A 13,080-nucleotide genomic window follows, 5' to 3' on the forward strand; every position below is an offset into this window, starting at 1 on the left:
CGCACCGACAGCGACCTGCACATGCGGCACGCCACCATCACCGGCACCGGAGAACACGGCGCGATCCGACTGCGCGGCGCCCACATCGACGGCCAACTCATGCTCAACGGAACCACCATCACCTGCGTCACCGGTCCCGCACTGCACGCCGACAACCTTCGCACCGACAGCGACCTGCACATGCGGCACGCCACCATCACCGGCACCGGAGAACACGGCGCGATCCGACTGCGCGGCGCCCACATCGACGGCCAAGCTGACCTGCTGGTGTCCAAGCTGGACAACAGCTCGGGTCCGCTCCTGATACTGGATGAGGCGCAGATCACCAAGGTGTTGCTATTCCCGCTGGAGGTGGTGTGTCCCTCCGGCCCGCACGGGACGAGCCGCGATGGGTGTCCGAACAGCGACCGCACCATCACCGCCCACGGCCTGACCTACCCCAACCTGCACGAGATCTCGTGGCGGCAGTGGCTGCACCTGCTGGTCCACCACACCGAGACCTACTGGCCCCAACCATTCCAGCAACTCGCGACGACCGAGCGCGCCGCCGGCCACGACAACAACGCCCGCGAAGTCCTCATCACCCAGCAACACACCCTCCGCCGCCGCACCCCAGAGGCTCTGGGCAACCGGCTCGCACAGTGGCGACACGCGCTCTGGGGCTGGCTCGGCCGCTACGGCTACCGCGCCCACCGCCTCGTCACCGCCCTCGCCGTCGTCCTCACCCTCGCCGCCACACTCAGCCTCATCGCCGGACACGTCACCACCCACCCCGGCCACCACGCCGCCGAACGCGTCCCACCCGCCACCGCCAAACCCGCCGACCCCGGCACACCCTGCTCACCCGTCGAACTCATCGGCCTCGGCATCGATCGCGGCCTCCCCCTCGGCACCACCGGCATCCGCACCCACTGCGACCTCGACACCACCACCGGCTGGGGCCAAACCTTCACCGCTGCCCTCTGGGTGCTTCAAGCCCTCCTATGGGGCCTGGCCACTCTCGCCATCGCCGCCTACACCGGCCTCGTCCGCAAACCGACCTGACCACCACCGCCACGCTGGCAAGGGCTCGGACCTGGGCAAACGAATACCGCAGCATCGAATACTGCCTCTCCGCCAGTCGATGGCGAACTGCGTCAGTCGTTGATCACGGCGCACACGCTGCGCGACCGGCCGGCCTGGAGCGAGGTCTCCGAGGGCTGAGGCGTTCGTGATGGACAAGATCGCCGCTCGCGACTACTTCGCCGCCCCGGCAGGCCAGGACTCCCGCGACGCCGTCGAGCAGGGCTGAACCGGCTGCTCGAGGCGACGCTCACCGAATCCGGGTTGTGCGACGCGGCCGGCGCGCCGCTGGTCTACACCCCGCATGACTTCCGGCGGATGTTCGCCACCGAGGCCGCGACCGGCGGACTGCCCGTGCACATCGTCGCGCGGCTGCTGGAGCACGCGAACATCAACACCACCCAGGCGTACATGGCCGCCTTCGACGAAGATCTCGTCCGCAACTACCGAGTCTTTCTCGACCGGCGGCGAGCGATCCGCCCGGAAGCCGAATACCGGGAACCGACCGAGGCCGAGTGGCGCGAGTTCCAGCAGCACTTCCAAGCCCGCAAGCTCCAGCTCGGCGAATGCGCCCGCCCCTACGGCACACCCTGCCAGCACGAATTCGCCTGCATCCGCTGCCCCAGCCTCCGGCTCGACCTCGCCGCGCGACCACGCCTGGTCGCGATCATCGACAACCTCAAAGACCGCATCCGCGAAGCCCAGCTGAACGGATGGCTCGGAGAGGCCCCCGGCCTCCGCAGCAGCCTGGACAAGGCAGTACAGAAGTTGGTCAGCCTCGACCGCACCCGAGACCGGCAACCCCCTGGACCGGTCAACCTCGGCATTCCCACCATCAAGGACAGCTAAATGCGCCCTGAACAGGACAACAGTAGGCAGTCCGTGCAGTCGATCAACTCAATGACTCGGCTGAGGACCCCCTCCGCCGGCTACAGTCGCAGAGCGGAAAACCGGTGAATCATTTCCCGACAATCGCCCGGTTTGGTTTCTGGCTACGCCGGTTGGAACCGTGATATGCAGGTCGGGAACTCGCAAGTGGCTACGCGACGTTCAAGGCAAGTGAATTGTCGGATGGACCGCAGGGAGGGCCGGTTGAGCCTGACGCATCTGCTTGTGATCGTTCCCGGTATTGGGGGCAGCGTCCTCGAGCAGCACGACGGCCGGCCCGTGTGGGGCCAGAACCTGTCCGGAACGATCCGGGCAGCATTTGCTCCCGCCCAGATGGCGATGTTAGAGCCGGTGGTGCCGGTCGGGCTGCTGCCGAGCATGGGGGTGCTGCCGTGGATGAAGGTGGCCGGGTACGACAGGCTGGTCCAGCGGCTGATGAACCGGCTCTCCCTCGGACCCGACGATATCGACACTGCACATCCGCACAAGCCGCCGCGGGCTGGAGCGAGCGTGTTGTTGTTTCCCTACGATTTCCGTCAAGGAATGGCCTGCAACGCCGAGCGATTGGGGCATGAGATCCAGCGGCGGGTGGGAAATCGGCAGGTGATCGTGATTGCCCACTCGATGGGTGGTGTGGTGGCCCGCTGGTGGTGGGCGGTGTTGGGCGGGCACCGGATCTGCCGGTCTCTGATCACGGTGGGCACGCCGCACCGCGGGGCGCCGAAGGCGATCGACTGGTTGCTCAACGGTGTGCGGTTGGGTCCGGGGCCGATGGCGGCGGTGTCGAGTCGGTTGCTGCGGTCCGCCGCCGAGGTGGTGTCTGGGTGGGAGTCGACGTGGGAGTTGCTGCCACGCTATCCGGCGGTGTTGGATGTTGCCGGCCCGGCGTATCCGCACGAGGTTTCTGTAGCCCCCGAGTCGTTCCGTACGCGGGCAAAGACCGCATACGGAACCCACCTGGAGTTGGAGGCGTCCTGCGCGGCGGTGTTCGAATCCGCACCGCAGGCACGCGCGCGGTTCATGGCCTTCTACGCCACCGGACACGCCACCGCCGGTCGCGCTGTGGTCGAGGGCCAGCGCGTGCTGGTCAGTCGTGCGGACGCCGAGTGGTTGCCCAGCCAAGGTTGGGAAGGCGGAGACGGCACGGTTCCCGCTATCTCCGCCACTCCGGTCGAATATGCGGCTGAGGCTGACGAGGCGATCTATCACCGGACCTGGTGGCCGGAACCACATCTGCCGATTGCCTCGGCACAGGGTGTGGTGGAGTTCGTCGCCCGATTCGAATCCGCCCCGCTGGACGCGGTGCGTGGTGAATCCGGGCCCGACCGCCCGTGGGTGGGGTTCGACGTGGACGAGGTCACCGCCGCCGGCGAGCCGTCCACGGCACGGGTACGGCTGTGCGGAGCAGATCCCCAGCGGGTGACAGCCCGGGCCAGGCTCATCGCCGAACCCGGTGCGCAGGTCGAGCTACCGGAGCATCTCCCAGTGGACTGGCTGGAGGGAAGCTGGCAGGTCGAGATCCCTGGACTGCCGCCGGGTGCGCACCGGCTGCGGGTCGAGTTCGACCACGTGCCCGACGTGGACCGGGTGGTGGGCGAGGACGTCATCGGGGTGATTCAGCCGTGACCGGGTGGCGCTGGAATCGCGCGGACGATCCGGGGGAGCTGGCTCGCTACGTCCAGCAAGACCTGGCCCGGAAGCTCCTGCCTGCACGCCTGGCTCGGAGGCTGCCCGGACCGCACAGCCACGCGCCGGCCGAGCGAGCGCAGCGGATCTACGAGGTGTTCGCCGAAGCTGGGGTGCGCTACGTCGGCGAGCCGACCACCAGCGGCGCGGGGTTGCAGACCGTCCGGCCGGTCGACCAGGTGCTAGCCCGGCCACGGCACGGAACCTGCCTGGACGTGTGCGTGGCCTACGCCGGGGCATGCCTGGATGCCGGGCTGCATCCCATGATCGTGGTGCTGGACCCGCGACACGGCGGGGCCGGGCACGCGATCGCGGTGATCTGGCTGGACGGCTCATGGCCGACGTCGCAGGCCGACTACCCGCTGCGCAACGTGGTGCATGCCACCGCGCCGGTAACCGAGGACGGGTTCCCGCTGGCGCGAGAGATTCGGCCTGCGGCTGAGGCAGCCGGGTCCTTCCTCGCGATCGACGTCACCGGCGCGACCCGACCGGCGAACGCGACGGCGGCGGTCAAAGACTGGGCCACGGCCGTGGCCGACGGCGCGGAAATGATCACGTCCACGGGTACCGCCGGTGGGCGGTGGCGATGGGGGCTGAGCGTCGACGTCGGGCTGTCCCGCCGGACCGTCCCTGCCCTGGAGCTGGAGGACTGGCGGACCCCGGGTTTTCAGCCGTTGACCGCCCCTTACCTGGAGCCCAACCCGCAGGCTGGCCCGCTGACCCAGATCAAAGCGCGCCAAGGCGTAGTCCCGTTCTACGCCCGCGACGAACTGGACCTGCTGCTGGAATGGGCCGAGGCCCACAGCAGCGCCCACGACGGTGTCGAACTCGCGGTGCTGCTCGGTGTGGGCGGCGCCGGCAAAACCCACCTAGCCGCCGAACTGTGCCGCAGGCTGGACGCAGCAGGCTGGTACGCCGGGTTCCTCGCCAAGCACCCGGCACCCAGCGGCGAAGATTTAGGCTGGCTGGTTGGGGTGGAGTCAGCCGTTCTGGTCATCGTGGACTACGTCGAGGACACCGTCACTGAGGGCGTCATCGCGATGCTCAAGGCACTCGGCGGTCGGGAAGAGCCGACCAGGGTGCTGCTGACCGCCCGGGCGACCGGTGACTGGCTGACGACCATCACCAGCGGCGCCGAGCGCGACGGCCTGAGTTCCGCTACGCCGTTGCTGGTTCCGCTGCCCAGGAGGCACCCGGCTTCAACTGGCGTGTTCCGCCGCGCCGCGCAACGCTTCGCTGAACTCCCCGGCAGGTCGACCGCAGCCGTCGAACAGCCACCGGCGAACCCGCGCTGGACCACTCTGGACCTGGTACTACAGGCGTGGCTGGCCACCGACAGCGCTATCGACGACGTGCTGCCGACCCAGCGGGACACGCTGTATGACCTTGTCCTAAAGCGAGAATTCGAATACTGGCAGCGGACGTGCAAGAAACGCAAACTGCCTGAATATCCCTCATGGCTGCTCGCGCGGGTGGGTGCGATCATGACACTTCTCGGACCAGTCACTGCAGATCGAGCTACCAGAGCTGTCACGGCCGTGGATGAATTTGAACATCCCACGCCCGATCGAGCTACCTTCGTCGACGTGCTCATCGGACTGCTCGCTTCGGACACCGTCGACGAAGGCTTCGCAATCCGGCCTGACCCCGTCGGTGAACGGCTAGTCTTACGAGAACTCACCGCCACCCCTTACCTGCTGGATCGTTGTATACCGGTTGCCCCGGCGAGAGACCGACAACTGAATGAGCATCCGAGCGCACCGCACGTCGATGCTGATGTGCAGGCCGCGACTGCGGAAGGCTTCCGGGCATGTTCGGTACTTACCCGCGCGGCAGAACAGGATACCTCGGCTGCCAAAGATCTGACTCGAAGACTGCTCGAGCACCATATCTACCTGTGGTCGACGGGCCTTGCGGTTGCCCTGAACCAAGGCGGACCATTCGCCACCACGCTGACAGAACTCGCCGAGCGAAAAGACACACCGTTGCCACTTGCCCAGCTCGCCACCGCGATACCCCTAGGACACGCGGCGCTCCGAACGCTCGCGCTCACAGCCACGCAACGCAGCCAACCAGAACCGGATCCCGCAAACACCGACGACAACAACCGCGAGGCTCTCGCCACGTGGTCGAACAACCTCGCTGTCCGACTCGGTGACGCTGGTGACCACGCGGGCGCCTTGGCCGCGATCGACGAGGCCGTCGCTGTGTGGCGCCGGCTGGCCGAGGACAACCCGGCTGCGTTCCTGCCCGACCTTGCTGGGTCGCTGAACAACCAAGCTGCCATGCGGAATGCGGTAGGTGACCGTCCGGGCGCCCTGGCCGCCATCGACGAGGCCGTCACCCAATACCGCCAGCTCGCCGAGAACAACCCGGCCGTGTTTCTGTCCGACCTTGCTGGGTCGCTGAACAATTTAGCTGCGATGCGGAGTGATGTTGGTGACCGTCCGGGCGCCCTGGCCGCGATCGACGAGGCCGTCACCCTGCGCCGCCGGCTGGCCGAGGACAACCCGGCTGCGTTCCTGTCCGACCTTGCTGGGTCGCTGAACAACCAAGCTGCTACGCGGCGTGATGTTGGTGACCGTCCGGGCGCCCTGGCCGCGATCGACGAGGCCGTCGCCGTGTGGCGCCGGCTGGCCGAGAACAACTCAGCTGCGTTCCTGTCCGACCTTGCTGGGTCGCTGAACAACCAAGCTGCTGCGCGGCGTGATGTTGGTGACCGTCCGGGCGCCCTGGCCGCGATCGACGAGGCCGTCACCCTGCGCCGCCGGCTGGCCGAGGACAACCCGGCTGCGTTCCTGTCCGACCTTGCTGGGTCGCTGAACAACCAAGCTGCTGCGCGGCGTGATGTTGGTGACCGTCCGGGCGCCCTGGCCGCCATCGACGAGGCCGTCGCCGTGTGGCGCCGGCTGGCCGAGAACAACTCAGCTGCGTTCCTGCCCGACCTTGCTGGGTCGCTGAACAACCAAGCTGCTGCGCGGCGTGATGTTGGTGACCGTCCGGGCGCCCTGGCCGCCATCGACGAGGCCGTCACCCAATACCGCCAGCTCGCCGAGAACAACTCAGCTGCGTTCCTGCCTAACCTCGCCAAGTCGCTGAACAACCAAGCTGCCATACGGAGTGATGTTGGTGACCGTCCGGGCGACCTGGCCGCGATCGACGAGGCCGTCGCCGTGTGGCGCCGGCTGGCCGAGGACAACCCGGCCGCGTTCCTGTCCAACCTTGCTGGGTCGCTGAACAACCAAGCTGCTACGCGGCGTGATGTTGGTGACCGTCCCGGCGCCTTGGCCGCGATCGACGAGGCCGTCGCCGTGTGGCGCCGGCTGGCCGAGGACAACCCGGCTGCGTTCCTGCCCAACCTCGCCATGTCGCTGAACAACCAAGCTGCCATGCGGAATGCGGTAGGTGACCGTCCGGGCGCCCTGGCCGCCATCGACGAGGCCGTCACCCAATACCGCCAGCTCGCCGAGAACAACCCGGCTGCGTTCCTGCCCGACCTTGCTGGGTCGCTGAACAATTTAGCTGCGATGCGGAGTGATGTTGGTGACCGTCCGGGCGCCCTGGCCGCGATCGACGAGGCCGTCGCCCTCCGCCGCCAGCTCGCCGAGAACAACTCAGCCGCGTTCCTGCCCGATCTCGCCATGTCGCTGAACAGCCAAGCTGCCATACGGAATGCGGTAGGTGACCATCCAGGCGCCCTGGCCGCCATCGACGAGGCCGTCACCCAATACCGGCAGCTCGCCGAGAACAACCCGGCTGCGTTCCTGCCCGATCTCGCCATGTCGCTGAACAACCAAGCCAACCGGCGGAGTCCGGTTGGTGACCACGCGGGCGCCCTGGCCGCCATCGACGAGGCCGTCACCCTGCGCCGCCGGCTGGCCGAGGACAACCCGGCCGCGTTCCTGCCCGACCTCGCTGGGTCGCTGAACAACCAAGCTGCCATACGGAATGCAGTAGGTGACCATCCAGGCGCCCTGGCCGCCATCGACGAGGCCGTCACCCAATACCGCCAGCTCGCCGAGAACAACCCGGCCGCGTTCCTGCCCAACCTCGCAAAGTCACTGAACAACCAAGCTGCCATGCGGAATGCGGTAGGTGACCATCCAGGCGCCCTGGCCGCCATCGACGAGGCCGTCACCCTGCGCCACCGGCTGGCCGAGGACAACCCGGCCGCGTTCCTGCCCAACCTTGCCAAGTCGCTGAATAACCAAGCCAACCAGCGGAATGCGGTTGGTGACCATCCAGGGGCCCAGGCCGCCATCGACGAGGCCGTCGCCGTATGGTGCCGGCTGGCCAAGGACAACCCGGCCGCGTTCCTGCCCAACCTTGCCAAGTCGCTGAATAACCAAGCCAACCAGCGGAATGCGGTTGGTGACCACGCCGGCGCCCTGACGGCCTTTCTGGACGCGTGGCGCGAGCTTACCCCGGGACCGCGAGCCGAGTTGATCGCGATGCGCTCCCGGTGGCGCCTAAGAGGAATCGATGTCCGCTCTGCCGCCGCATCGGCGGAGATCGATGGTGCTCTTGATGATCTGAGGTTGGCCGCATCGACTGCCATCGAGCCTGACTTCCCTGACCGCAGTGGCGCCGCCCGCCGCAAAATCCGCGATACGATCAGCGAAGTGTCGGAACTGCTACCCGACTCCGAGGACCTCCGATCGCTGCTGCCGAGCTGGGCGATCACAGACATACCCGAATCACTCATAGTTCTTCTGAACCAGTGGCTCAATAGCCGCGGTTGGGACGCGCGCGAGTCATTCGTCCGCGACAACTGCACGACTTTGCTCACCGACGATGGGCAGGCCAATATCGCGTTAGCCCGATTCCTATACCCGGAAGCCGATGCCCTCGCCGACCTGCACGTCCTCCTGGAGCAGGTGCGCACCCGGGGATTAGACGACACTCTGGGCGACTACCGCGCCGCGCACGCTCACGCGACCGACCTGCAAGCCTGGCTGACCGCACCAACCTGGGAAACATCACGTGCATTCCTGAAGGAACACCTGGATCTGATTGCAGACTCACGCACACTCACCGTGCTGGAATCCGCCAGCGAGCACCCGGTGGCGAGCCAGCATCTCGGCATCCTGCGGCTCATCCAACAGTCAACGATCAGGTCGATCGACGACGTCTACGACGCGGTCGTCGACCCATTGCTCGCCACCGACCAAGCCATGCACCATCTAGAATGCCTCGATGCGGGACTACTGGACGACCTCCTCCGCGCTGCCCCTGGCCTGCTCCAAATACCATTCATCGGCCCGTACCTGCTCGCTGCGCGCGCCACTATCTCCGCGACCGAATCGTCGGCCGACGAGAAACCTCCTGCGGGGGCGCGAACAGCGATAGCGTTGGCTGCCCAGACCGGCACGGCCACCCAGTGTGCCGCGGGTGCCGCCCGCTTACGTCGCATAGCCCGGCGCGAACCCAAAGTGGCGAGCCTATTCGAGTACCTCGCAGAACAATTGAACTCCGCGGCAACCAAAAATTCGAGCGAACAGCCCCAATGAGCACGCCGAGACTTCTCACCATCCGGTAAATCACCCTAGTTGGCCACCTTGAGCTGCACAAAGGCAGTGCAATCCTCGACGGCCGGGTGGAGTGCCTCCATTTGACCTAGGCTCGACTGCAAGCGGCGGCGCTCGGGCGCGGATACTTTAGTTCGGTAAAGGCACCGGCTTCACTGAGACCGCCCGAACGCAGCTGCGCGCCCGACTGGTAGCCCTCGAGCAGCGCCGGCACCCGTTCGCGGTGAGGCCGCCGCGTGAAGACACCGTCCGGGTCCACTGGGTGCAGCCTGAGCTCGTCGGCGAGGTGGTGTTCTGGCAGTTCACCCGCGGCGCCGGTCGGCTGCGCCACACTGCCTGGCGCGGCCTGCGCGAAGACCGCAAACCCGCCGACGTCCTGGCCCCACGTGCCCGTGAACGCGTCGACGCCGAAACCATCCCATCGCCCGGTCAGCGGCCGACACCGCGCGCGGACGAGCCAGGCCCGGCTGCGGCGACGCCGGCACCGCTGGGGTCGAAGGTCACCGTGCAGGCCGGGAACCGGCGCCTCACCCTGTCCAACCTCGACAAGCAGCTGTATCCGTCAGGCTTCACCAAGGGCGAAGTGATCAACTACTACTCCCACGTAGCTGAGGTCCTGCTGCCGCATCTCGCCAGCCGACCGGTCACGTTCATCCGGTTCCCCGACGGCGTCGGCGAGGGCAAGCAGCAGTTCTTCGAGAAGAACGTGCCTAACGGCGCGCCGGACTGGCTGCCCACCGTCGCGCTACCCAGCACCGGTTCCCGCTCCGGCCGCAGCGAGGACAGCATCACCTACGCGCTGCTGGAGGAGCTGCCGGCGTTGGTGTGGGCGGCGAACATGGCCGCGCTCGAGCTGCACGTTCCGCAATGGCAGATCGACCCCGTCGGCGGGCGGCGACCGCCGGACCGGCTGGTGTTCGACCTCGACCCCGGGCCCGGGACCTCGATCGTGGACTGCTGCCGGGTCGCCGAGGGGCTTCGCGTGCTGCTCGACGCCGATGGGCTCACCGCGTTCGCGAAGACGTCCGGGTCGAAAGGAATGCAGCTCTACGCCGCGATCAGCACCACCGACCCGACCGCACCGTCGGCCTACGCCAAGAAGCTCGCCCAGCAACTGGCCCGCGAAACTCCGGACACGGTCACCGCGGTCATGGCCAAAAACCAGCGCAACGGCCGGGTGTTCATCGACTGGTCCCAGAACAACCCGGCCAAGACCACCATCGCCCCGTACAGCCTGCGCGGCCGCGACCACCCGACCGTCTCGACACCGATCACCTGGGCCGAAGTCGAGAACTGCTCCCACGTCACCCACCTCACCTTCACCGCCGACGACGTCCTCGACCGCGTCCAGCAGCACGGCGACCTCCTCGGCCCGCTCGGCGACAGCGAGACGCCGCTACCTGAACGGTGACGTCGGGTTCGCAAGCACTCCAACCACGGTGTGGAGGTTAGGGCTCGGCGGCACACGGGGGCGCTGTGCCGCCGAGCCAAACTGTCGGCGATCGGGACGGTCAAGGGCGTGCCGGACCGATCACCTCAGCACCGGATAAGAGGGCCGGCCACGGCCGGCATGACGTCCCGGACCGGAGATCGCCGAGTCGAGTGACGCGCCGGTGCCCGGAGCTCGGCAAGGCATCCCCCGTGGACCTGCCGAGATGCCGGACACCGACCGCCGGCGCTTGCTAACCCTTGAGGGCGCGGAGGGCCAGCACGAGACCGACCAATTGTCGACATTCATTTGGGGGAGGGGCCGCCATGGGGCGAAGAACGATCGGAGACGCCGACGGGCAGCCGTCTGCCGACCCCGGTCGAGGCCACGGCCTTGACCGAGCTGGTCGCCGCGAGCAGCGTGGATGCCGAGCCGGTCGACGCTGCAGCCCAAGCCGGACGTCGATTAACGATCATGGCGCGGGGCGCGGCATATCGGCAACGCAGCTTTCACGAAGCAGTCCTGACGTCAAGGAGGAGCGGCCTCATGACCCAGATACCTCCGCTGCCGCTACCGCCGGTTCCGCTGCCGCCGCAGCCGGCAGCGGCGCCCACGCTGATTCCGGCCAAGTTGCGTCCGGTCGAGCATCCGGATCTGTCTCCGGCCCTGACTCACTTCTGTAGCCGGGGTCGCCCGCTGAACTCGTCGGTGCCACCCGAGATCGCTGCGATGAGCGCGCAGCGTCGCCTTGAAGAGATTCTGTGGTCGGGGACGATCAAGGCGTTCGTTACCTACTCACAGGGTGACCCGGCCGTCTGCATGACCGAGACGAGGAAGGCCGGGCTGGACTTCCTGATCCGCGATCGCTACTACGAGCCCTGGGCACTGATCTTCCAGCGGCAGAACGTCTACGACGCGGGTGGCGGGCCGGTCTGGTATGCCCGGCCGGAGGAGTACGCCACGCTTGGGCAGATGGATCCGAAGCTTCGCTCGTGGGCGGTCCGACTCGACCCCGGCTCCGACTGGCTCGAGGAACGCGAATGGCGGGTGCCTAGGCCGAGGGATCCCTTCGGAGAGGCACCGAGCATCCCACTTGCCGAACTCGGGCTCGTGGGCCTGATCGTCGGGGATCTCAGCTGGAAAGCGGGTCGGTACCTCGCGACCGGCACGTCTGACGGCCAGCCACCGGGTACTTACCTGCCCGCCGCGATCCAGGGCCTGTCTCGGTTCTTGTGGAACCGACCACGAGACAGCTTGACCTCTTCGGCCCCGTCGCGTAGGGCCGATAACGGCCTGACCTGGGACCGGCGGGGTGGGCACACAAGCCGGTCAGGTGCCGACGGCCGTGCCGGCCGGCGGCTACCGGGACACCGCAGGTGACCAGCGCGGCAGCTGACGTGCGGACCTCCCTGGGTTGTGCGGACTAAGTCTGCACAGCTGCGTGCTAGCCGGCGAGGTCCATGTTGGAGAGCATCTCGGATGGGGTCGGGGTAGGGTCTTCCGTCGTGACTCAGCCGCTGCCACCGCACGTCGTTGAACGGCTTGGCTATATCCGTTTCCTCCACCAAGAAGGCATCGGTCAGTCTCGTCGGCCCCACCCGATGTCCTCGGCGGCGATCTTGTCGTTCCACGACGCCGTGGAACTTTTCTACGTTCTCGCGCTCGACTACCAGGGTGTTCAGGTCCAACCAAAGACGTCGTTCGACAGCCTGTGGCCTGAGCTGGCGAAGAAGGTTCCTAATCTGTCCGGGCGTCGAGGAATGGAGCGGCTGAACAGGATTCGCGTCGGTCACAAGCACCACGGCTCGATCCCGGGACCCCAGCAGATCGCCGACGCCCGCACCGATGTGGACGCATTCCTGGCCGCGAACACCCAGGCCGTCTTTGGAGTCGACTACGACACCGTCACGATGGCGGATGTGGTGCCACAGCAGCCAGTTCGCGACAAGCTGCACGCCGCAGCGGCGGCCGATGCGAGCGGCGACCGCATCGAGGCGATGGGTTTGCTCGCCGAGGCATTCGACGAGTTGTTCAACCCGCACCACCACGCCTATGTCGAACCGTCACCGCTGAGGTTCGGGGAGAGCTTGACGTCGGTCGCTCGTCGTCGCGGTGGCGGGGACACCGCTGCAGTCCTGTACTGGCTGAGAGGCGACTCGAAAGGTGGTGGCTACGAAGACCCGCGCGGACTGGCGACTCAGCTTGACGCGACCATCGAATTCGCGGCTACAGCACAGACAGCGCTGCGCGTCATGACGCTGGGCATCGACTTCCCCCGTTACCTGCGCTTCGACAATCTGACGCCGTTGATCGTGGGAACCTTCGGCGACCCGCTGGCCCGGTCTTACCCCGACGGCTACGCGCCGACTGAGGAACATTTCAGTTATTGCCAGGGATTTGTCATCGAGGTCGCCCTGCGAATGGCCGAGGTGGACGCATACCTGGGCTAGATGCCCGCAGCCCTTTCGGCTGACCTGGATCCAGGCG

At 67.1% G+C, this 13,080-nt stretch carries 6 protein-coding genes and 2 pseudogenes; all 8 read left to right on the forward strand.

All coding sequences use genetic code 11. From position 1 onward, the window contains the following. Positions 1-1,044: pseudogene (locus tag AB0J55_RS00460) on the forward strand (hypothetical protein); the annotation flags it as partial. Positions 1,045-1,326: 282 nt separating this feature from the next. Next, entirely contained in the window at positions 1,327-1,911 is a 585-nt protein-coding gene (locus AB0J55_RS00465) for a tyrosine-type recombinase/integrase (RefSeq protein WP_364240627.1), read from the forward strand. A gap of 243 nt (positions 1,912-2,154) precedes the next feature. Beyond that, complete coding sequence (locus tag AB0J55_RS00470) at positions 2,155-3,576, forward strand: hypothetical protein (protein WP_364240630.1); 1,422 nt, start codon at positions 2,155-2,157, stop codon at positions 3,574-3,576. Positions 3,577-3,731: 155 nt separating this feature from the next. Then, the gene (locus AB0J55_RS00475) at positions 3,732-9,146 is read left to right on the forward strand and encodes a tetratricopeptide repeat protein (RefSeq protein ID WP_364240632.1); all 5,415 of its coding nucleotides are present in this window, start codon (positions 3,732-3,734) and stop codon (positions 9,144-9,146) included. Between the two features lie 172 nt (positions 9,147-9,318). Next, positions 9,319-9,513: pseudogene (locus AB0J55_RS00480) on the forward strand (DNA ligase); the annotation flags it as partial. A 156-nt stretch (positions 9,514-9,669) separates the two neighbouring features. Next, on the forward strand, positions 9,670-10,575 hold the full coding sequence (ligD, locus tag AB0J55_RS00485) for a non-homologous end-joining DNA ligase (protein ID WP_364243351.1): 906 nt from the start codon (positions 9,670-9,672) through the stop codon (positions 10,573-10,575). 411 nt (positions 10,576-10,986) lie between these two features. Then, entirely contained in the window at positions 10,987-11,973 is a 987-nt protein-coding gene (locus AB0J55_RS00490; RefSeq protein WP_364240635.1) for a hypothetical protein, read from the forward strand. A 125-nt stretch (positions 11,974-12,098) separates the two neighbouring features. Beyond that, on the forward strand, positions 12,099-13,043 hold the full coding sequence (locus AB0J55_RS00495; protein ID WP_364240637.1) for a hypothetical protein: 945 nt from the start codon (positions 12,099-12,101) through the stop codon (positions 13,041-13,043). Positions 13,044-13,080: the final 37 nt, after the last annotated feature.

It is taken from the genome of Amycolatopsis sp. NPDC049688, from assembly GCF_040674975.1.
Classification (GTDB): domain Bacteria; phylum Actinomycetota; class Actinomycetes; order Mycobacteriales; family Pseudonocardiaceae; genus Amycolatopsis.